The organism is Saprospiraceae bacterium, from assembly GCA_016709995.1.
Lineage (GTDB): Bacteria > Bacteroidota > Bacteroidia > Chitinophagales > Saprospiraceae > JADJLQ01.
On record JADJLQ010000001.1, the window covers coordinates 1,444,868 to 1,465,890 of the forward strand.

General features: G+C 41.5%; 19 protein-coding genes. 8 read left to right on the forward strand and 11 right to left on the reverse strand.

Annotation, left to right across the window (positions count from 1 at the left end):
• Nucleotides 1-10: 10 nt before the first annotated feature.
• From IPJ09_06095 to IPJ09_06105, 3 genes are read left to right on the forward strand one after another with little or no spacing between them, the layout of a single operon-like run.
• Complete coding sequence (locus IPJ09_06095; protein ID MBK7370997.1) at nt 11-550, forward strand: hypothetical protein; 540 nt, start codon at nt 11-13, stop codon at nt 548-550.
• Nucleotides 547-1,848: a TlpA family protein disulfide reductase gene (locus IPJ09_06100; GenBank protein ID MBK7370998.1), complete on the forward strand. Its 1,302-nt coding sequence runs from the start codon at nt 547-549 to the stop codon at nt 1,846-1,848. The genes IPJ09_06095 and IPJ09_06100 overlap by 4 nt, the downstream gene beginning before the upstream one ends.
• Entirely contained in the window at nt 1,848-2,618 is a 771-nt protein-coding gene (locus IPJ09_06105) for an SDR family NAD(P)-dependent oxidoreductase (protein MBK7370999.1), read from the forward strand. Before IPJ09_06100 ends, IPJ09_06105 begins: the two co-directional genes overlap by 1 nt.
• Nucleotides 2,619-2,620: 2 nt before the next feature.
• Here IPJ09_06105 and IPJ09_06110 read toward each other — a convergent pair whose 3' ends face one another.
• Both IPJ09_06110 and IPJ09_06115 read right to left on the reverse strand, forming a co-directional pair.
• Complete coding sequence (locus IPJ09_06110; GenBank protein ID MBK7371000.1) at nt 2,621-3,808, reverse strand: hypothetical protein; 1,188 nt, start codon at nt 3,806-3,808, stop codon at nt 2,621-2,623.
• A 198-nt stretch (nt 3,809-4,006) separates the two neighbouring features.
• On the reverse strand, nt 4,007-4,672 hold the full coding sequence (locus IPJ09_06115) for a hypothetical protein (GenBank protein ID MBK7371001.1): 666 nt from the start codon (nt 4,670-4,672) through the stop codon (nt 4,007-4,009).
• 141 nt (nt 4,673-4,813) lie between these two features.
• On the opposite strand from IPJ09_06115, the gene purL reads away from it, so the two are divergent.
• The 3 genes from purL (at nt 4,814) to IPJ09_06130 (ending at nt 9,957) form a co-directional block, all read left to right on the forward strand.
• Complete coding sequence (gene purL, locus IPJ09_06120) at nt 4,814-7,045, forward strand: phosphoribosylformylglycinamidine synthase subunit PurL (GenBank protein MBK7371002.1); 2,232 nt, start codon at nt 4,814-4,816, stop codon at nt 7,043-7,045.
• Between the two features lie 122 nt (nt 7,046-7,167).
• Entirely contained in the window at nt 7,168-8,235 is a 1,068-nt protein-coding gene (locus IPJ09_06125; GenBank protein MBK7371003.1) for a TlpA family protein disulfide reductase, read from the forward strand.
• Nucleotides 8,236-8,718: 483 nt separating this feature from the next.
• Nucleotides 8,719-9,957 (forward strand): beta-propeller fold lactonase family protein, encoded by a 1,239-nt coding sequence (locus IPJ09_06130; protein MBK7371004.1) that lies wholly within the window; start codon nt 8,719-8,721, stop codon nt 9,955-9,957.
• Nucleotides 9,958-10,026: 69 nt separating this feature from the next.
• On the opposite strand, the gene IPJ09_06135 is transcribed toward IPJ09_06130, so the two are convergent.
• The 5 genes from IPJ09_06135 to IPJ09_06155 form a co-directional block, all read right to left on the reverse strand.
• Entirely contained in the window at nt 10,027-10,503 is a 477-nt protein-coding gene (locus IPJ09_06135; protein ID MBK7371005.1) for a nucleoside triphosphate pyrophosphohydrolase family protein, read from the reverse strand.
• The gene (locus IPJ09_06140) at nt 10,493-10,969 is read right to left on the reverse strand and encodes a DinB family protein (GenBank protein ID MBK7371006.1); all 477 of its coding nucleotides are present in this window, start codon (nt 10,967-10,969) and stop codon (nt 10,493-10,495) included. The genes IPJ09_06135 and IPJ09_06140 overlap by 11 nt, the downstream gene beginning before the upstream one ends.
• 218 nt (nt 10,970-11,187) lie before the next feature.
• Nucleotides 11,188-12,289 (reverse strand): peptide chain release factor 2 gene (gene prfB / locus IPJ09_06145; GenBank protein ID MBK7371007.1). Its coding sequence is split into 2 segments (ribosomal slippage): nt 11,188-12,228 and nt 12,230-12,289, totalling 1,101 coding nucleotides; the frame shifts between segments, so codons are not numbered across the junction.
• 33 nt (nt 12,290-12,322) lie between these two features.
• A complete protein-coding gene (locus tag IPJ09_06150; GenBank protein ID MBK7371008.1) occupies nt 12,323-13,216 on the reverse strand; it encodes an FKBP-type peptidyl-prolyl cis-trans isomerase in 894 nt (297 codons plus the stop codon).
• Between the two features lie 11 nt (nt 13,217-13,227).
• On the reverse strand, nt 13,228-14,244 hold the full coding sequence (locus IPJ09_06155; protein ID MBK7371009.1) for a DHH family phosphoesterase: 1,017 nt from the start codon (nt 14,242-14,244) through the stop codon (nt 13,228-13,230).
• An 89-nt stretch (nt 14,245-14,333) separates the two neighbouring features.
• Here IPJ09_06155 and IPJ09_06160 point away from each other — a divergent pair, with 89 nt between their 5' ends.
• The gene (locus IPJ09_06160) at nt 14,334-14,753 is read left to right on the forward strand and encodes a nucleoside-diphosphate kinase (protein MBK7371010.1); all 420 of its coding nucleotides are present in this window, start codon (nt 14,334-14,336) and stop codon (nt 14,751-14,753) included.
• Between the two features lie 31 nt (nt 14,754-14,784).
• On the opposite strand, the gene IPJ09_06165 is transcribed toward IPJ09_06160, so the two are convergent.
• From IPJ09_06165 to IPJ09_06175, 3 genes are read right to left on the reverse strand one after another with little or no spacing between them, the layout of a single operon-like run.
• Nucleotides 14,785-15,780 carry a Smr/MutS family protein gene (locus IPJ09_06165; GenBank protein MBK7371011.1) on the reverse strand — a complete coding sequence of 332 codons (996 nt, stop codon included), beginning with the start codon at nt 15,778-15,780 and terminating at the stop codon, nt 14,785-14,787.
• Nucleotides 15,770-17,176 carry a hypothetical protein gene (locus tag IPJ09_06170; protein MBK7371012.1) on the reverse strand — a complete coding sequence of 469 codons (1,407 nt, stop codon included), beginning with the start codon at nt 17,174-17,176 and terminating at the stop codon, nt 15,770-15,772. Before IPJ09_06170 ends, IPJ09_06165 begins: the two co-directional genes overlap by 11 nt.
• A gap of 34 nt (nt 17,177-17,210) precedes the next feature.
• Nucleotides 17,211-18,293 (reverse strand): branched-chain amino acid aminotransferase, encoded by a 1,083-nt coding sequence (locus tag IPJ09_06175; protein MBK7371013.1) that lies wholly within the window; start codon nt 18,291-18,293, stop codon nt 17,211-17,213.
• Between the two features lie 248 nt (nt 18,294-18,541).
• Here IPJ09_06175 and IPJ09_06180 point away from each other — a divergent pair, with 248 nt between their 5' ends.
• Nucleotides 18,542-18,967 carry a hypothetical protein gene (locus IPJ09_06180; GenBank protein MBK7371014.1) on the forward strand — a complete coding sequence of 142 codons (426 nt, stop codon included), beginning with the start codon at nt 18,542-18,544 and terminating at the stop codon, nt 18,965-18,967.
• Here IPJ09_06180 and IPJ09_06185 read toward each other — a convergent pair.
• Nucleotides 18,954-20,960 carry an OmpA family protein gene (locus IPJ09_06185; GenBank protein ID MBK7371015.1) on the reverse strand — a complete coding sequence of 669 codons (2,007 nt, stop codon included), beginning with the start codon at nt 20,958-20,960 and terminating at the stop codon, nt 18,954-18,956. The genes IPJ09_06180 and IPJ09_06185 overlap by 14 nt on opposite strands.
• Nucleotides 20,961-21,023: the final 63 nt, after the last annotated feature.

Here is a 21,023-nt window from a genome sequence, read left to right on the forward strand (position 1 = left end):
CTAATTGAATATGGATCTAGATAAATTATTGGGTATAGGAAGTAGGATTAAACACCCGGCTTATGGGGAAGGCGTGATCATCAGATTACATGGTGCTGCTTATGAAGTCTGTTTTATGCATTATGGCATCAAACCGGTGGGTAAAGATTACGCAGGCTGGGAGATCATAGACAAAATACCGTCTGAAGAACCTATCACCTATACTGAAGCGGAGAAATCGTTAATTCGTATACTTAAACAGTGGTCTGATATCACCTCTGTCACCGAAATAGCAGACCGATGGGATGACGGAATCATGATCTTAAAATCTTCTGATGCTGGCCTCAAGCCTAAGGAAATTCCCATCGAAGCTTTTTTTCATAAAATTGTAATGGTACGCGATCGACTCCGGGTATTGGAGCAAAAGGTAAATGCTCATCCTAAACTTACCGATGCTGACAAAGTAGATATGCAACAGTATATCACCAGAATTTATGGCAGTCTGACTACATTCAACATCCTTTTTAAGCGAAAGGAAGATAATTTTATTGGAGAAAAATCTGAATCGTGAAATATACTCTAGGGCTTATATTGTTTTCATGCTTCCTTGGGTGCATTCGGCCAAAAGCGCCATATGCTTCCCTTGCTCCTGGCATTTGGCGTGGTGTGCTGCATCTCAATACTGAGCCTAAACTGCCACTTAAAGATGAGATCGAAAGGTATGAAAAAGATGGTACGAGACCGATCTATGAGATTGAAAACGACCTCCCTTTTATGTTTGAAGTAAAATATGAACAAGAGACTCCATATATTGAAATCATCAATGGAACAGAAAGAATCAAGGTCGATGAAGTGTATGTAGGCCGCAACAGATCGACTGCAGATGATACTGTATATATCAATTTTTCAGTTTACGACTCACATATCAGGGCGATTTTGAGAGAAGGCATCTTACAAGGAGAGTGGGTAGTCAGAAATAAACCAAATTATAGAATCCCCTTTAGTGCCCACTTTGGCCAAAAAGATAGATTCCAGTTGTTGCCTACTCCACAGACCAATGATCTCTCCGGTATCTGGGATTGTACTTTTGATCTCAACCTGGAGACGCCATTTAAAGCCATTGCAGAATGGTCACAGGACGGCAATCACCTGACAGGCACTTTCCGCACTGAAACAGGAGATTACCGATATCTCGATGGGACAGTATCGGGAGATAAATTCTTCTTGTCTTGTTTTGATGGATCTCATGCTTTTTTATTTTTTGGCAAGCAGTCAGGGGACACGCTCTTGGGCACTTTTAAATCCGGAATTCATTACACCTCTGTATGGAAAGCTTTTAAGAATCCTGATGCAACACTAGCAGCAGCTACTTCCTTGACCAAAAGTACTGGAACTCCTGTCAATTTTGCTTTTTTAGACCAAAATGATAAAACGAAAACGATCACTGATTATCATTCGAAAATAAAAGTACTGCAGATCATGGGGACCTGGTGCCCCAATTGTTACGACGAAACGCGATTTCTTAAAACATACCTCGCAGCCCATCCTGCTTTGGATGTGCAAGTGATTGGCCTGGCATGTGAGCGATATAATGACACTGCACCATCTTTGCAAGCCATCGCTAATTATAGAACAAAAATGAATCTCCCCTATGATGTGCTCCTGGCTGCTACCACGACCAAAACAGCTGAAACCAGCAAACATCTGCCTTTCATAGATAATGTGATCTCCTATCCAACGATGGTCATTCTGGATAAAAACAACCGTGTGCATACTATCCACACAGGATTTGACGGACCTGCTACCAGTAAATACAAAGAATTTGAAATTGAATTCGACCGAGTCATTCAAAATTTACTAAAACAATAATGATGAATATACTAATTACAGGAGCTACCTCAGGTATAGGCAAGGCTACTGCTGAGGAATTTGCCAAACATGGCTACTCCTTAATCTTGTGCGGACGACGCGAAGACAGACTCAAGGAATTAGCAGATCACCTGGTCAGTACTTACGAGATAAAAGCGACCTATTTAAGTTTTGATCTCCAAAAATATGATGAAGTAAAAAAAGCGATCGCTTCCTTATCTCCCCCTTTTGATCAAATAGATGTCCTGCTTAACAATGCAGGCCTGGCCAGCGGTCTCGATTATATCCAGGAGGGCAATCTCGATGATTGGGAAACCATGATCGATACCAATGTAAAAGGATTATTGTACATCACCAGGTTGGTAAGTCCTCAGATGGTAGCCCGAAAATCAGGACAGATCATCAATATATGTTCCACCGCCGGCAAAGACGCCTATGCGAGGGGCAATGTATATTGCGCTACCAAAGCGGCCGTAGATATGCTCACCCAGACGATGCGCTTGGATCTGTACACCCATGGTATTAGGGTAAGTCAGGTGGCTCCCGGTATGGTAGAAGAAACCGAGTTTTCTAAGGTGCGCTTCCATGGAGATGAAGAGAAAGCCAAAATTTATAAAGATTTTAATCCGCTCACTTCCAAGGATGTGGCTGAGATCATTTATTTTACTGCCAGCCGACCCATGCATGTCAATATCCAGGATATCCTTGTGATGGGAACCCAACAAGCAGGGAGCAATTTCGTAGATAGAAGCGGAAGAAAATACGATTAAGACTATTGGAAAGGGTCTGAATATCTTTTGGCTGTCAGTAATTCAGCATCGCTCAATGTCAATAAAAATGCTTTTAACGCTTTTTTCTCTTCAACAGTAAGGTGAAGTTTTATCGCATGTGGATTAGGAGTAGATCGATCGACAAACTTTTCATCCAGAGACGCATCATATTGGATATTATGATCGTAATTTTCAATAACCTCCTCCAGCGTCTTAAACTTTCCATCATGCATATATGGAGCAGTATATTCAATATTTCTGAGCGTAGGTATTTTGATCAATCGGGACTCGCCCTCAATTCTTGCAAAGTTTAAACCATTATTCGCCAGGCCTTTTTTATTAACAGCAACCAGTGAGGTGGCATCCTGGCTGGATCCATAAGAGCCCCCTGCAAAATCCGGGGCTGCAAACGTAGGGGCAGTATGGCATTCGCCACATTTGGCTTTACCATTAAACAGGGTCATACCTAGATTTTCTTCGTCCGTAAAATTATTCAGTTGTTTATCAAATTTTGAATTGACAGAATAAATACTGCCTACAAAGGATGACAAAGCCCAAATCAATGATTTTGCCTGTATTTCTGCATGGCCAAATGCCTTACTGTGGAAGGGTTCATAATAATTAAGGGCCTTTACCCGATTGACCACTTCTTCTATACTGTTATTACCCATTTCGGTGGGATGCAGCAATGGTTTGGTGACCAAATCCGGTAATCCCTGTACTGCTGACTGCCACTGATAATTATTGATAAAATCCATGTTTTGTATGGACATGGTGCTTCGCTCTGTCAAATGATTATTGAATCCTACACTAAATGATTTTCCATCCGTAAATGCTTTGCTTTGAATATGGCAAGACCCACAAGACACCTGACCATTGAGGGAAAGGTTTTTGTCATAAAACAATATCCTTCCCAGGTTGACCATGGCATCAATGGGGAAAGCATTATTTACATTCTGTTGAAGGGGTGTGAACCCATTGGAGGAAATTCCTTTTATAGAATCCTCCATGGTAGATTTGTGTAGAAAGTTAGGCCTGAATTCATTGTAAGAAAAAACCTGGAATGAAAGATTGGAGGTTGATTGAATAGAGGTCGAACCTGCAACTCCGATACTTTCTGAAGTAATTTCCTTGACGCAACTGGAAAGCAGCATCAACACGAAGCATATAGGAAGCTTAGAATAATTCATAAATGTGAGTATTAAGAAAATGAATTTAATAAACTTTTATCATTTCCTGATTTTTCTAAAATCAAATTCCGCTGCAAAAGCTGTACAGGCTAAATATTATTTATGATATATACTAACCCTCCATATAAAAAAAGGTATAAAACTAACCCTAGTTATGAATTACGCTGTCACCAATATTTAAAATAATGGTGAAAGAAATTATTCCGCTTTCATCTTGAGCTTTATCAGCCCGTCTTTGAGTACAATCCTGTCAGCAGTCTTTTGTTTTTTATATCCTCTACCTTCAGGGTCGATGTCCTGGTCCAGACCGGTAGCTCCGGTGACAGCCTTGTCTTTCATTTTATCTGCCAACCGATCTAATCCTCCAAATACTGTGGCAGTGGTTTTTTCTTTCCACCATGTGCCGACCAGGGTGGCATTGAACGAAAGATCATAGTAGCCATCCTGATCTATTTTTACTTCGATAGCTTCTCCATTATTTTCACTCATTCCTACATGGTATTCCATCCTGGGTGATTTGGTCTCTTCAACATATTTGATCGCAGCAATCCCTTTATATTTTCCCAATTCCTGCGCGGTCTTTATATTTTCTTTGGTATCAGGTTTATCTCCGTCAACTATAAGATAAGCACCTGATTCTGTGATCATACCCCCATCCCAGCCGGCTATCCAGACACGGAGAGATTGATCTGGCTTTAAGGCATTGCCGGTGATGTACCGGTATCCTCCAAATTTGAGATGTTGCGGTTGAGTAGTAAACTCTTTGCCATTTACCATTACCGTCAACTTATGATCTTTTTGAATTTGACTTATTCCAAATTGAACAAAAAGGGCAAACAGGAGTGTCAAAAGGATAGCTTTCATTGTTTTAATATTTTATCTTTCAAAACTACAGCTGTTTTAAGCCATTCGGATAGAATTTAACCTAATTTCTTTTTCTTGAGGATTGTGATCACCGGTTTTTGAGATTATAAATTTATCTGGCCTTCTGTCTATCTTTGTGTGATGATAGCGACTAAGGAAACTACGCAAGAGATAGCCTCTTCTCTGGGCCTCACCCATGAAGAATTTGAAAAAATAAAAATCCTACTTGGACGGACTCCAAATTTCACCGAACTAAGCATCTATTCTGTCATGTGGTCAGAGCACTGTAGCTACAAAAACTCCATCAAATACTTAAAGACCTTGCCTCGGGAGGGAAAAGCGCTTCTGGTAGGCGCAGGAGAAGAAAATGCTGGCCTGGTCGACATAGGAGATGGACTTGCTTGTGCATTTAAAATCGAATCCCATAATCATCCATCTGCCATCGAGCCTTACCAGGGAGCTGCCACCGGAGTTGGTGGCATTCATAGAGATATTTTTACAATGGGCGCCAGGCCTATTGCTGCACTCAATTCTTTGCGATTTGGCATTCCTGAGACAGCCCATATGAAAAACCTCGTGAGAGGCGTCGTAAGGGGTATAGGCAATTATGGCAATTGTTTTGGTGTCCCTACTGTTGGGGGCGAAACCTATTTTATGGATTGTTACCAGCAAAATATCCTGGTCAATGCCATGTCTGTTGGTACTGTAAAAATTGGTGAGACGGTTTCCGCGACAGCCTATGGTGCTGGCAATCCTGTTTTCATCGTAGGTTCAGCTACAGGCAAAGATGGTATCCATGGTGCTACTTTCGCGTCTGCTGACCTTACTGAAGACAGTGCTGAGGACTTACCTTCTGTACAAGTAGGTGATCCCTTCCAGGAGAAACTTTTATTAGAAGCGTCTCTCGAAGTGATTCAATCAGGTACCATTATAGGCATGCAGGATATGGGCGCAGCCGGGATCACCTGCTCAACCTCCGAAATGAGTGCCAAAGGCAAGTCAGGCATGATCATTCATCTGGACAAAGTGCCTTTGAGGCAGGTCGATATGGCTCCCCACGAAATCCTACTTTCTGAAAGTCAGGAGCGCATGCTGGTGGTCTGCAAAAAAGGCGAAGAAGCCGCCATTTTAAAAATATTTGACAAATGGGACCTGGAATGTGCGCAAATCGGTGAAGTCATAGACAGCCCGAATCTTGAGTATTATTTTCACGGTGAATTAGTCGCCAAAGTCAATGCCGATAGCCTGGTATTAGGGGGTGGTGCCCCGGTATATGACAGATCCTTTAGGCGCCCAACCTATCTCGATAAAATTGCAGCTTTCGATCCTAATTCAATAAAAGTACCTGGTGATCTTGGGCAAGTAGCCGCTGATTTAATTGGCTCTCTGAATATAGCCTCAAAAAAATGGATCTCCCAGCAATATGATTCTACTGTGCGGACAGGGTCTATCAATACCACCCAACCTTCGGATGCCTCGCTGGTATGGGTCAAAGACACTGACAAGGCCCTGGCCATGACCGTAGATTGCAATAGTGCATACGTATATGCCGACCCGAATATAGGCGCACAAATAGCGGTGGCAGAGGCTGCACGCAATATTGTTTGTTCTGGTGGTACCCCATTGGCCATCACCAATTGTCTCAATTTTGGCAATCCTTATGACCTGGAAGTTTATTACCAATTTGTAGAAGTGATTAAAGGCATGGGCATCGCATGCAGAGCGTTTAATACCCCGGTGACCGGAGGTAATGTCAGCTTTTATAACCAATCCGTCATTGGAGACAAAACTGTACCTGTCTACCCTACTCCGACTATAGGCATGCTGGGGTTATTAGACCTGGACTACAAGACCTTTTTGTCTTTCGACCGACCAGGATTAAATCTGTATCTATTAGGTCCAATCACGGACGATCTGGGTTCCAGTGAGTATTTGAGGACAGTGCATCAAGTCCGACATTCTCCGGCTCCATATTTTGATCTCGAAATTGAACAAAAAGTGCAAAACCTCGTCCGGGCCTGTATTAAAGAAAAATGCCTGGCAGCTGCACACGATGTTAGTGACGGAGGCCTATTGGTGACTTTGTTTGAATCATGCTCATTAAATAAGATAGGTGTCCATATCCTTTCAAAGCCCGGTATCCGAAAAGATAGTTTTCTTTTTGGAGAAGGACAGTCCCGTATAGTAGTGGCAGTAGATCCACAACAGGAAGATGCATTCAAGGCTTTAGTGGAACATTCTTCCGTTGAGTGTTGGCATCTGGGACATACCACCACAGAAGATTCCTTTATACTAGATGGTGAGGTATTAGGTAGGGTCAGTGATTGGTCAGAAGAGTATAATCTAAAGTTGAAGAAGATCATGGATCTTTGATAATCCAAATAGCCCCGGTTTTAGATAGGCAGTATTTTATTTATGCCGAGATTGCTTGAATTGAAATACCCCTTGAATCTTTCAGGTAAAAACCTTAATTTTGCATTAAATTTTTATATAATATGTTAAAGCGCTTTTTTCAGTTTTCACTCGTGATGTTCAGTGTTTTCCTGATACTTGATTGTGCAGGTACTTCATCTAAAGGGATTACAATTAAGGGAAAAATCAGTGATGCTTCTGATTTGCGGGTCTTTTTAGACAAGCTGCCTATGGTATCCAGAAAAATTGAAGTCATCTCACAATCTGAAGTCAATGGTAGCGGCAAGTTTAATATTACCACTGATGCTCCACTAGATCCAGGTATCTATAGAATCAGAATAGGGAGCAGAAATGTAAATCTGATATTGGATGGGACAGAAAAGAATATTGAAATCAACGGATCCTTAGCAGATATGGATCAGGGGAAAACCATTATTAAGGGTTCTGCCGAATCGATTAAAGTAAATGAATTGACTGGCAAGTTATTCAATAAAGAAATCGGCCTGGCAGATTTAAAAAAAGAAATTGCCAATGCATCCAACCCGTTGACTTCACTGTTTTTTGCGCTTGGCAATGTGACCCAATCAAGAGAAGATATAGACATGCTCAAAGGCATCGTCAACAAACTGCGTGAAAAATATCCAAAAAGCCCTTATACCACTGAACTGGATGGCCTGACCACTTCAATGGAACGAGATATGATGGCCAACGAAAGTAAGATGCTTGTCAAAGAAGGATCAGAAGCTCCAAATATCAGTCTTCCCAATCCTGATGGTAAAATCATAGAGCTCAATTCGCTCAGAGGCAAGGTAGTGCTACTGGATTTTTGGGCTAGCTGGTGCGGTCCATGTCGAAGAGAAAATCCCAACGTAGTCAGCGTCTATAATAAGTATAAAGACAAAGGATTTACAGTCTATAGTGTTTCATTGGACAGACCCGGTGCTATGGAAAACTGGAAGTCTGCCATCGCAGCGGATCATCTTAGCTGGCCTAATCATGTGAGCGATCTTCAACATTGGAACAGTGCTGCCGGAAGACTGTACGGCGTAGATGCTATCCCAAGAGCCTATTTGCTTAATAAGGATGGCGTGATTGTAGGTACTAATTTAAGGGGAGATGCCTTAGAGCCTGCAGTCAAAAAATGGTTGTAATTTTTTTCTTTTAAAAATATACTCAAAGCCTTTGCCACGCAGCAAAGGCTTTTTTTATTTCAATTATTTGGGCTGATAGCTTTTGACCTAATTTTCCCTGTCTGCTTATGAAGGTGTACGTGCTCAGGGAGGAGTTATACTCCGACGCATTAGTACAATGCCCAGTCGTTTAGGATGAGTTTCAATCCGACCCAGATTTACTACTGCAGCTTTAATTTATTCCATCTCATTCGGGAGGAGTTGCACTCCAACCTGGATTTAACGATCAGGAAGAGTTTTACGCCGAAAGCGTAATGCCCAGTCACTCCGGAGGAGTTGCACTCCGACTTAGATTTATCGCTTTGGTGGAGTTGGTTCTACCTGATCCTTAATCACAGAAAAACAGCTCTGTGATAAATTGTGATAAATACGTGATACCTATGTGATACCGGGTGCAGATCATTGCAGCAAATATTTTTATTCACTTCAAAAACTTTCAACAACATGAAAATCTTAAAATTAATGATCTACCTCTCCGTAGTTGCTTTGTTTTCTACCGCTTGCAACAAAGATGAGATCACCACATCTTCGAAAGCTGAAGAGTCTGCTGCACTTGCCAACCCAATTGAACAAAACTATCTTTCCTTATTGCACCAACTCGAACAAGAGGATGTGACCTCCAAGGCATCCAATCCATTAGAATCTCGATCATCGTATTCTGCTGGATCGACGGTCTATATTATGTCTAACGAAATCAACGAAAACCAGGTGATTGCTTTTAGCCGGGGATCTGATGGAAAGCTTAACGAATTAGCCAGATATGCCACCGGTGGGACCGGAAACGGCGCAGGACTGGGAAGTCAGGGCGCGGTGGCTATAGATGATTGGGGCAGAATTCTTTTGACTGTTAATCCCGGCAGCAATGATATCTCTGCATTTTTTGTGAGAAATGATGGAAGCCTGCGATATGTCGATAGAATTGCTTCAGGTGGCTCTACCCCTATTAGTATCTCTTCATCCAGAGGAAGGGTGTTTGTAGTTAATGCTGGAGGAACTGGCAATATAGCTGGTTTTACTTTTAACGGCACCGGACATTTGAGCCCTTTGCCAAACTCAATCAAATCTTTAAGTACAGATGCTTCAGGGCCTGCTCAAATATCCTTTAGCCCTAATGGGACAGTCCTGGTCATTACCGAAAAAGCAACCAACAGCATATCTTCGTTTTCAGTTGACAATCATGGCAACACTGGAAATATCCATACTATTCCTTCAGCCGGTGCTACCCCATTTGGGTTTTATTTCACCTCTCCTAAAACATTTTTGGTAAGTGAAGCCGCTGGTGGCGCAGCAGGAGCCAGCACGATTTCATCCTATCGAATCAATCCAATTGGAACTGTTACGTTGATAGAAGGTCCATTCGCTACCAATGGATCAGCTGCATGCTGGGTGGTAGCAGATAATAATGGTAAAACGGTATATGCCACTAATACCGGTAGCAATGATATCACTTCGCTCTCAGTCTCAGGTTATGGGCATCTGAGTTTGGCTAATGGTGGTGCCAGCACCCCTACCAATGCAGGCCCTATCGATGCAGCAATGGATAAAAATTCAAGAAATCTATATGTTTTGGCCAGAGGAAACAGTGCTATAATATCCTATTCTGTAAAATCAAATGGTCGCCTCACACAGATCGATGAAGATGGCGGACTGCCTGCCAGAGCTTCCGGCCTGGTGGTGAGATAAATTTGAATTATTATTGACCTTCAAACCCTGCTTTTTTAAATGGAAGGCAGGGTTTTTAATTGTGTGCTATTACTCTGCAATTATGCTAGCCAGATCTGCCTCTGAGTAGGCGATGGATTTAAGGACTTTAAAATCAGACAATCTATAGACCAGGTAGACATCTCCTTTTTGAATTATCTTGATTTCAAATCCTTTTTCAGTTTCATAATATTTCGCAGTTTGTTCTGCAATTTCTAAACTTGGGCAGGTCTTGCTCATATTTGATCTTTGAATCTCATCAAAAATAGCTGCAAATTTTTCACCTAAGCCAAACTCCAGGATCGCTCCTGACAACACATATTGTATATCACCCAGGGCATCAGCTATTCCCACCATATCATTATCTGCTATGGCTTCTTTCAATTCATTGAGTTCCTCCTGGAGCAAATTAATCCGTAGGATACAGCGATCTGCAGCTGGAATCGTAGGAGTCTCCAAAATAGGAGCATCAAATAAATCATGAAAATCAGCCACATGATTGAGGCCGGCTGGTTCTTTAAATCTCATCGGTAACCAATTTTGACAATAAAGCAATCTGACCAATGTGGTAAATATCATGGTCCACTATACCAAATAACATATGATCATAAGTATAATCTCTCCCCGGCACTTTTTTGTCATAGCTGGCTGCACTCAACTGACCTAAGGCCTGGATCAATTCACCTGTTATACTCATAAACTCCAGAATGATTGTCCCCCACTCTCCTTCTGAAAGGGATTCGATAATTTTCCAATCAGTCTCATCATTTGCCCGGATATCAAATTCTTTATCGCCAAAAGTTTTTTGATAAGCAAATCTTTTCCACACAGTCATATGTTGCAATATTTCAGCAATACTGTGTTGGTTATTGATGCGAATGAGTGCTTGCGTCGCATTGATCTTCGATAGTATATCATTGATATTTTGACCATACCATGGGCTGTCATAGATTACTTCTTCGAGTCGATCAGCCAGTATTTCAGATTTATTCATTTAGTTAATTGTGGATGAGAACTTTAATTTGTTTTTGAACTTTGCTTTTGATCATTGAACTTGAATTTTGCTTTTGAACTTGAACTTTAATTTTAATTTTAACCAGTATTCTTACATACTCCCAACTTCAAAAATCAACAATAAATGTAACTCAAAACTCAAACTCAAAAGACATACTCAATCCTCACACCTCACACCTCACACCTCCTACCTCACCCTCACTCCTCATCAGAACCAATAACATCTTGATCCCACATGAGAAAAGCTTTGATAAATCCATTGAGATTGCCATTCAGCACCCCGTCCGTATTATAATCCGTATGGCCGGTACGATGATCTTTTACCCGACGGTCATCGAGTACATAAGATCTGATCTGACTACCCCATTCGTTTTTCATTTTGCCGGCTTCGACTACTCCTTTTGCTTGAAGTTGGCGTTCAAGCTCGGCCTCGTAAAGCCTTGATTTGAGCATCTGGATAGCTTTATCTCTATTCTGATGTTGCGAACGCTCTTGCTGGCATTCTACCACGATGCCTGACGGCAAGTGGCGTACTCTCACAGCAGATTCGGTTTTATTGACATGCTGACCACCTGCCCCGCTGGATCTAAAAGTATCCCAATCCAGGTCAGCCGGATTGACATTGATCTCAATCGTGTCATCAATCATCGGATGCACAAATACCGAGGAAAAAGAAGTCATACGTTTTCCCTGTGAGTTAAATGGGCTGACACGCACAAGGCGGTGTACTCCATTCTCACCTTTGAGCATGCCGAAGGCAAAATCACCGGATATTTCCAATCCAGCACTCTTGATGCCTGCTACATCGCCATCTACTCTATACAACTCAGAAACTTTATAGTCATTTTTTTCCGCCCACATCATATACATACGGTAAAGCATCTCAGACCAGTCGCAACTTTCGGTACCGCCCGCACCGGCATTGATTTCCAGAATACAACCTAATGAGTCCTGGGGTTGATTGAGGGTAGACCTGAATTCAGCATCGTCCAGTACTGCAATACAATGCTGATATTTGTTGTCTACTTCAACTTCTGTAGCTTCGCCTTCTTTGGAATATTCAAAAAGCAGGTTGAGCTCATCCATTTCATCTTCGATGACTTTATAGTTGGCTACCCATTTTTTATTTAATTTGATTTCCTTTAGTATGGTCTGAGCCTTGACATGGTCATTCCAGAAATCAGGATTAAAAGTTTGAAGTTCTTTATCTTCTATATCGTGGAGTCGTGTCCCGATGTCAAAGAAACCTCCTTAGCGAAGCCTGTCGCTCATTTAGTGATTTTAATTGTTCTATCGTCATTGATCAGAATTTTAATATTTTAAAAAAAAGATATTACATTTTACGGACCTTATATAGGTTGACATAAAAAATCAACTCAGAATCTGGAGGAATATTCGGAGATGACCCGGTAGCACCATATCCCATCGCAGATGGTATGAATAAAATAGCTTCAGTACCCTCCTTAAAGTTGGAAAGACCATCATCCCAACCTTTAATTACCTGACCTGTGTTGATACGGTATACGTAGGGTTGACCTCTTGGAAAGGACGAGTCAAATACCAATTCATTTCCAAGCGCTCCGGTATAATTGACCTCGATCATATCACCTGACTCAGGCATCAAACCGGTGCCTTCCTGAAGGATTATATACTTTACTCCTTTATCAGTGGTTTTTAATTGAGCATCCAGTTTTTTAGCATTATAATCCCGGATAATTCCGGACAGTCTGGCTCTTTGCATAGAATCCAAGCCTTGTAAAGAATCTGCCAATGCATGAATGATCGCATTGCGGGACTCCATATCTTTTTCAAATTCAGCATCAGATTTAAGGTCAATCAGGTTGATCAGGTGTTTTATCTCTTTATAACTTTGAAATTCTATACTGGCGAATGGCAATGAATCAATAGGAACATGCAATACCACACTGTCGCCAATAGACATTTCATTGAGCATATCCACGATCGCTGCTATCTCACGAGGAGGCTTAGCCTCTAATCTTAATGTAGGAGTAAAAGGATATATATGTGTATCCTCCAGCACAGAATCCCCTGCCATAGTTACAATATTAAAATAGGCATGATCGCCAGTCTTGGCTTTGCGGCCTTTGTTCGTTTTGAGTATATCGTACCCATAACCCATGACGGTCTTGAGTGAACCGGCATCTTTCTTGCATGCGTTGAGCAACATCAAAGGCAACAAGAGAATTAAAATTATTTTATTTGTCATTTTTGATAGAATTAATTTGAATTGATCAATGGTTTAAAATCAGCGTACTTAGGTATGACTAATTTGAATTTTTCAATAGCTTCTTTGAGACTGGTGTGTTGATATCCTCCACTTGCATTCTTGTGTCCTCCACCATTAAAATGTTCTCTGGACATACTTTGAACGGAGATATCCCCTTTGGACCTAAAAGAAAATTTAATGATGCCGTTTTGATCTGTGATTAGGGCGGCAATCATCACATCCTTCAGTGTCAACAAATAATTGACGATCCCCTCCGTATCTCCTCTGGATATCGAAAATTTAGCATAATCTTCCTTAGTCAGGTAAATATATCCGGTCAGATATTCCGGCAAGATCTCCATGCGGTGATACAGGCAATAACCCAGTAAACGAAGTTGTTTTTCCGGAGCGTTCTTGAATAAAAGCACCTGGAGTCTGTCATTGTCTACCCCCAATTCGAGCAGGCGTGCCGCTTTACGCATTAACTTCGGCGACAAGGCGTGTGCAAAATTACCGGTATCAGTCAAGATCCCTGTGTAAAGACATTCTGCTATATCCGGTGTGATGAAAGCTTCATGACCCAACTCAGAAATCATATCAAAAATCAGCTCACAGGTTGCACTGGCAGAGGGATCAGAGATCATGAGATCAGAAAAGGGCTCTGGATCAATATGATGGTCCACCATCACCTTCGTGGCTTTGCTGAGTCGAACCCATTCACCCATTTTATCGATCCTGTCCAAAGCATTAAAATCAAGACAAAATATCATAGAAGCTACATCCACCAATTCTTTGGCACGTTCGGCATGGGTATCGAAAATAATGATTTCGTCTGCTCGGGACATCCAACTAAAATTGAGTGGGTACTCACTGGGCAATATCACATTTACTTTATGTCCTCGTCCACTCAAATAAAGCATCCAGGCCAGACATGAACCGATAGCATCACCATCGGGATTACGATGGGATAAGATCACGATATTTTGAGGAAACGCGAGGGCTCGACGCACCTCTAATAAATCTTCCATAAAGCGCCGCAAATATCGTCAAAATAAACTAATTCGAAGGCTTTTATTGGTCAATTGATATTACCTTTGCCGCGCAAAAAAAATATTTAATGAGCAATAACAGGACTTTTACCATGATCAAACCAGACGCAGTAGCTTCTGGTCATATCGGCGCCATACTAAATCATATCAACCAGGCTGGTTTTAAGATAGTCGCTATGAAACTTACCCGATTGTCACAGGAGACTGCCGGACGATTCTATGAAGTGCACAAAGCAAGACCATTTTATGGCGAACTCGTCGATTTTATGAGTTCTGGCCCTATCGTTGCTGCCATACTTGAAAAAGAAAATGCCGTCGACGACTTCAGGTCCCTCATTGGAGCCACTGATCCTGCTAAAGCTGCTCCCGGTACTATTAGAGCACTTTATGCAAAAAATGTGGGTGAAAATGCAGTGCACGGTTCTGACTCTGATGAAAATGCAGCTATTGAATCCGCTTTTCATTTTGCAGGTGTAGAAACATTTTAGGCTTTGATCAAAGCTGATGGATGACCCTGGTTCATCCAATTTGCAAAATAGATATTCCATCTCCACCGGCTTCTTCCGGAGGATGCAAAATATTTTTAATGGCTTTGTACTGTCTCGCTTGAGACCTGACCACATCTCTCAGGATGCCGGTACCTTTGCCATGCAATATTTTGACTTCATGGACATTACTCAGTAAGGCCCTATCAAGGTAGTTTTCTAATAGTTCTATAGCTTGTGCCTTACTCATCCCTCTCAAATCAAGGCTGCTCTCTACTTTTTTTTCTTCGACGAGTATAGTCTTAGTCTTCAAGGGCAGAGCATCCTCCACTGGTGATCGTACGGCGATCAGGTCTCTGGTAGCAATATTCAACTGGATCGACCCAATAGCCACTTCTGACAATCCATTGCGCATGGACAGGACCTGCCCGATCTCTGAACCATTCTTAAGTTTGACATGGCTACCCACTACAATTGGTTTGGAATGTATTTTTTCAAGAGCAGCTATCTCCATATCCAAAGATTTTACCTCTGTAGTCAATGCCTCAATCTTAATCTTCTGGTGTTGCTTCTGATTTTGGACTTGGACAGGATTCTTTAATTGAGTCGATTTAACTTCTCTGAGGGCTTTATCTACTTTATGGGCTATTTCTTTGGTTGCATTTACCTCCCAGGATTTTTGCTCCAGCTTGAGTTTTTTGCGCTTGATCTCAAAGTCGGCTGCAAGTTGTTCATAGGTTTTAATGAGTTTATCTAATCGGTCTTCTTTCTCTTTAGATCTTGTCACTTGTTCTTCCAGCAAGGCTTTATCGCGTTGGAGCTCGATTAAAAGTTCTTCGAGTTCTTTCTGATCCTGGTGGGTCCTTTGCTTCGCTTGTTCTATAACGATTGGGTCCAGGCCGCTTCTGGTGGCTACCTCAAAAGCATAGGAACTGCCGGGTCTACCCACTTTCAATTGAAAAGTTGGTTTTAGCAACTCTGTATCAAACACCATAGCTCCATTGAGTAATCCCTTGGTCTTATAGGCCAATACTTTGAGATTGGAATAATGCGTCGTAATGATACCAAAGACTTTTTTTCTTATTTAGGGCCAACAAGATGGCTTCGGCGATAGCCCCCCCGAGCTTAGGATCGGTCCCTGAACCAAATTCATCGATACAAATCAAACTTCGTTCGTCTGCCACCTCCATAAATTGTTTCATCAATAATAACCTGGAGCTGTAGGTACTCAAATCTTCTTCCAAAGACTGATGATCTCCGATATCACCAAGAAAACTATGAAAAAGCCCCATCTCGCTGGCTTCATGCACTGGTATCAGCAGGCCTGACTGCAACATCATCTGGATCAGGACACCAGCTTTCATAGCTACTGATTTACCGCCAGCATTAGGACCACTTAGTATCAATATCCTGTTTTCACCCAATAGTATTAAATCAAAAGGGATCGTTGGTTTTTTTAAAGGCTGATTTTTGAGCAACAATAAAGGATGGCGTCCCGATTTAATCTTTAACTGAGGACGATCATATATCTCTGGTCGACAGCCTGCATACCTCGCTGACAGTAAAGTTTTGGCTCTAACAAAATCAAAATGTAGGAGCACTTCCCATGCTGTCCTCAACATATCAACCTGACTATGACATTTCTGGCTCAATAACTTGAATAACCGATATATTTCTTTTTGGTATTCAATCTCCAATTCAAAAAGTTCATTGTTCTTTTCGAGAATGGCTTCAGGCTCAATATAGGTCGTGCGGCCTGTAGAGGATTCGTCGTGGATAATGCCCCGCAATTTGCGCTTATGCTCCGCATTGACAGCGACTACCCTTCTATTATTCCTAATACTTTCACCAGACTCACTCAACCATCCATTCTTTCTATATTCAGCAAGTAAGGACTTAAATACCTGGTCTATTTCATGCTCCTTGGACTTCAGACTCCTAGCTATCGTCTTGAGTTCGGGTGACGCATCCGGCCGGACTTGACCATGATCGTCAAAGATTTTCTTAAATTCTTCATACAGACTAGATTCATAGGCCAGGGTCACAAACTGATTATATGCCAGAGGACTTAACTCAACAACAGCAGGGTCATTAAAATATGTCTTTAACTCCTCCAGATTGACCAGTACTGCCAACACCAATAAAAGTGCTTCGTGGTCTAACGCGTAATCTTCTACTGAAATATATTCTAATGTTTGTTGAATAGACTGACAAGACTTGATGGGAATCAAAGCACTTTGCTCATAAGCCCTTTTGCATTCTTGTACTTCATCCAGCTGTTGATCCAGGGTGGTTTTGTCCACATAAAGAGTAAGTGGAAAGTAAGTAGTTCTTGTATCCCCGATAAGGCATAGATCTCTGACTAAATTTGAAATTTTGTCAAATTCAAGATTCTGAAATAGAGAATCAGGCCTTATGGTCAACATGAATATTTATAAAAAAAAACGATCCAGGCATGAATTAATGTGCAGCGACTGCTTCATCAGCTTGCACACGCTTGACCCAATCATGCTTGTCAGGTAATAATCCTTTTTTAATCCCATTGATCTCTGCTTTGAGCATAGGAGCTATCTGGAATGATTCAGGATGTAATTCCATGGTAAGGTCACCATCGGTGATAGACTGGAATGGGATGACCACTACTGCAGTACCTACCCCAAATCCTTCCTTCAGAATCCCTTTTTGATAAGCTATAATAAGCTCGTCTATGCTGACAGGTCTTTCTTGCACTTCATATCCTTTGTCTCTCAAAAGCGTAATGACTGAATCCCTGGTGATACCATGAAGAATAGAGCCCTCTAAAGACGGGGTTACCACCAACTCATCAATAACAAAAAATACATTCATCGTCCCACTCTCCTCGATCCACTTATGATGTATGGCATCCGTCCACAACAATTGATCATAGCCTTTTTGTCTGGCCAGTTTTGCCGGATAAAGTGAAGCAGCATAATTGCCAGCAGCTTTGGCTTCGCCGGTGCCGCCTTTTACCGCGCGGGCAAATACTCGTTCTACCCACAATTTTACAGGAGTGGAATAATAAGGACCTACAGGCAATAACATGATCACGAAACGGTATGATTCTGAAGGGGAGACACCGATAAAACTATCAAGAGCGTACATATACGGCCTGATGTATAAAGCCCCTTCTTCTCCCTGTGGTATCCAATCTGAATCGAGATCGATTAATGTATTTAAAGCTTCTAAAAACAGTGCTTCAGGAAGCTCTGCCATACACATTCTACGAGCAGAAAAATTAAGCCTCCGGGCATTGAGCTCAGGCCTGAACAAAACAGGCTGGCCATTGATGTCTTTAGTTGCTTTCATGCCTTCAAAAATGGCTTGTCCATAATGCAAAGTCAGATTGGCAGGATGCATTGGAAGTGCCTGGGTTGGCTTGATTTCAGCATTGATCCACTTTCCATTGACATAATCCACCACAAACATATGGTCAGTAAAAACTTTACCAAAAGGTACACGCTCCAGGTCTACCTCAGGCAGTCTGGAGTTTTTTGTTTTTTCGATTTTAATAGGATAAGTCATATTTAGAAAGTTATAGTATACCTGCAAATATAAGGAAATTCGTTTTTTTACTGTTAGAGTCTTTTATCATGCTTCAGAGATTAGAAGAATGATAGCATTTTTAATATTTTTTCAGCCTTTGGTAGCCGTTTTCACCTCTGATCTGGGTATTACTCTACGCCCCTTAAATCCCTCCACATCAGCGTATCTTGCATTCAGATTTCAAATTTCGGATCAGTCAACCTATTTTTGTTGCCTTACCATTAACCATGCAGTTTCTACAAAATAGTAAACACTACGATATAAAAACACCTTCACCTGCAGCTTCCAATCCTGAAGCCTCCATTGTGCTGGCACATCCAAAATTGGCTCCTGATCTTTCTGCTTTTTTGGATAAAATGATTCAGGCCTTTGAATGGAATGCCCATGAATGCCTCCACCTTGAGATCGGGCCAGAAGATCATTATGACTACAGTGCATTCTGGGCATCCAAATCTCTGAGATTGGTAGTCTCTTTTGGCATTCCTATCCACTCCATTGGATTATTTATCCCAGCCGTCAACTATCATCTTTTTAAGGTATCTCCTTTTGAAGTATATAGCTGTGATTTGCTGCAAAATATTGCAGCGCAAAAAGAATTAAAATCTAAAATTTGGCAGGATTTAAAATCTCTCAAGACGCTTACTCCAATATAAGGAAAGTGGTTCTTCGATTGGCCTGATGTTCTTCTTCGGTGCATTGCTCGCAGGGACAAGTCTTGACGAGCTGCGATTCTCCATATCCTTTTGGAGTAAGTCGAGTCTGTGCAATACCATTTTTAATGAGGTATTCAACTGCAGACTGAGCCCTTTTCTGTGACAGTTCCAGATTATAAGCATCTGTGGCACGGCAATCAGTATGTGATGAAAGCTGGATCTTAATTCGAGGATTATCTTTTAACAATTGAACCAATTGGTTGAGCGGGGGCTCAGCATCTTTCCTGATAAGCCATTGGTCCAAATCATAATAGATGTCTGGAATAAGCACTTCTTTACCTGAGTAGACTTTATCCAGCATGATCTCGACCTGCAACGTTTTTACAGGCTGAGCAGAATCCTTTATTTCCCTGGTAGTCAATGTTTTACTAGCATTTAACAAACCAGGAAAGGTGGCCAAAACAAAATAATCCTGATCAAATTTTATTTCACGAAGTGCATTCCCTCGTTCATTGGTCGGGACCTGGAAAGGTGTATTGCCTTCACGCAGTAATACCAAAGAGTTTGGGAGCGGTTTTTTCTCGATAACCGGACTATTAGGGTCTTCCGGATTTTGATGTACAGCCTGCACAACAATGATAGATAAGTATAACAGATATTTGATTTCTTTGGATTTCGTCACCGTGTCTTTGGACTCCTTATTGGCAAATAATACTGATTCGTCTGTTTGCATGCGCTCAAATCGATATAAATCATCTTTGCCGGCGCCACCTAACCGGGACGAAGTAAAGTACCCTTTGAGGGTCTGAGTGGATGCGGCTTCGTCTACGACAAGTCCAAAATCATCCTCATTGCTATTGATAGGTGACTTCAAATTGATGGGTGGTTGCCATTCGCCTTTATCGTTTACAAACGATTTATAGATATCCAGCCCTCCCAAACCGCCAAGTTTGTCAGAAGCGAAATAGAGGGTATCATGAAACATAAAAGGAAATTTTTCATTACTGGCAGAGTTTATTCTTCGACCCAGTCGTTCCGGGGTTTGCCATTGATCATCATTCCACTCTGAATAATAAATATCCGTACCGCCCTCGCCTCGAGCATCATCTGACACAAAAAAGATGACAGAATCATTGGCTGCAAAACAGGGATGCATATAGTTGACCTCTTCTTTTTGAAATGGCAACGCTTGTGGCTCTGCCCATTTGCCTCCATTGATGGTAGAGATAAACAACTTACAATATGCATCTGTAGTAGTAGTGGTAAAACCACACCGTGTAAATAAAATAACATTTCCGCTATGGTTAAAACAGGAGGTGCCTTCATTGGCTACGGTGTTGAGGTCTGCGGAGAAAGAAGTGGTTTCCGCTCCATCTGGTTGACCAGAAAATAAATCTGAAAATTTTCTTCCTGTCCATTTATATACATCTTCACCTGTTACAGAAGGTCGATCTGAGGTAAACACAAGATTGCCTTTAGGATCAATGCTGGGTGCGTATTCAGAAGCAGCGGTATTCAATGCCAGAGGCATTACTTTGTAGATATTTAATTTCTCTTGTGCCATCATCAGCCCCTGCCTTGCAGTAGAAACCAATAATTTGAACTCTTCCGAATTGCCCTTTTTATTCAGCACCGTCTCATAGGTGCGAATAGCGCCTTCATAATCTCCTAACTGGATTTGAGCCAGGCCATACTCTTTCCAGGCAACATCTCCAAAATCCAGATTGGCAGCTTCTTTAAACCACTGCATAGCCTGGGCTGTCTCATTGATTTTTTGGTGTGACACTGCTGCACCATAAGCCAGCTTGGCTTTAGAGCTTTGATTCGAGTTTGCTTCAAATTCTTTTTCGTATAAAGCTGCAGAAATAAAATATTGTTTGCGGTTAAAAGCGTCAGCCCCTGTCTTTGCCTTTTCTACAACTTTACATGCCATAAAAACAAGAATCAGGGCCACCCAACTTAAAGCCATTCTTATGCTAATAACTTGCGTCATGTAAAATAATAATTACTAAAATTACAAAGAGCTTGCCTGGTAATCAAGCAAGCTCTTTGGCAA

Excerpts from the sequence above, each read along its gene's own strand:
- purL (MBK7371002.1), top strand. The coding sequence starts at position 4,814 with ATGATAGCGACTAAGGAAACTACGCAAGAGATAGCCTCTTCTCTGGGC.
- IPJ09_06160 (MBK7371010.1), top strand. The coding sequence starts at position 14,334 with ATGAGCAATAACAGGACTTTTACCATGATCAAACCAGACGCAGTAGCT.
- IPJ09_06125 (MBK7371003.1), top strand. The coding sequence starts at position 7,168 with ATGTTAAAGCGCTTTTTTCAGTTTTCACTCGTGATGTTCAGTGTTTTC.
- IPJ09_06105 (MBK7370999.1), top strand. The coding sequence starts at position 1,848 with ATGATGAATATACTAATTACAGGAGCTACCTCAGGTATAGGCAAGGCT.
- IPJ09_06130 (MBK7371004.1), top strand. The coding sequence starts at position 8,719 with ATGAAAATCTTAAAATTAATGATCTACCTCTCCGTAGTTGCTTTGTTT.
- IPJ09_06140 (MBK7371006.1), bottom strand. The coding sequence starts at position 10,969 with ATGAATAAATCTGAAATACTGGCTGATCGACTCGAAGAAGTAATCTAT.
- IPJ09_06115 (MBK7371001.1), bottom strand. The coding sequence starts at position 4,672 with ATGAAAGCTATCCTTTTGACACTCCTGTTTGCCCTTTTTGTTCAATTT.
- IPJ09_06175 (MBK7371013.1), bottom strand. The coding sequence starts at position 18,293 with ATGACTTATCCTATTAAAATCGAAAAAACAAAAAACTCCAGACTGCCT.
- IPJ09_06150 (MBK7371008.1), bottom strand. The coding sequence starts at position 13,216 with ATGACAAATAAAATAATTTTAATTCTCTTGTTGCCTTTGATGTTGCTC.
- IPJ09_06185 (MBK7371015.1), bottom strand. The coding sequence starts at position 20,960 with ATGACGCAAGTTATTAGCATAAGAATGGCTTTAAGTTGGGTGGCCCTG.
- IPJ09_06110 (MBK7371000.1), bottom strand. The coding sequence starts at position 3,808 with ATGAATTATTCTAAGCTTCCTATATGCTTCGTGTTGATGCTGCTTTCC.
- IPJ09_06170 (MBK7371012.1), bottom strand. The coding sequence starts at position 17,176 with ATGTTGACCATAAGGCCTGATTCTCTATTTCAGAATCTTGAATTTGAC.
- IPJ09_06095 (MBK7370997.1), top strand. The coding sequence starts at position 11 with ATGGATCTAGATAAATTATTGGGTATAGGAAGTAGGATTAAACACCCG.
- IPJ09_06135 (MBK7371005.1), bottom strand. The coding sequence starts at position 10,503 with ATGAGATTTAAAGAACCAGCCGGCCTCAATCATGTGGCTGATTTTCAT.
- IPJ09_06155 (MBK7371009.1), bottom strand. The coding sequence starts at position 14,244 with ATGGAAGATTTATTAGAGGTGCGTCGAGCCCTCGCGTTTCCTCAAAAT.
- IPJ09_06180 (MBK7371014.1), top strand. The coding sequence starts at position 18,542 with ATGCAGTTTCTACAAAATAGTAAACACTACGATATAAAAACACCTTCA.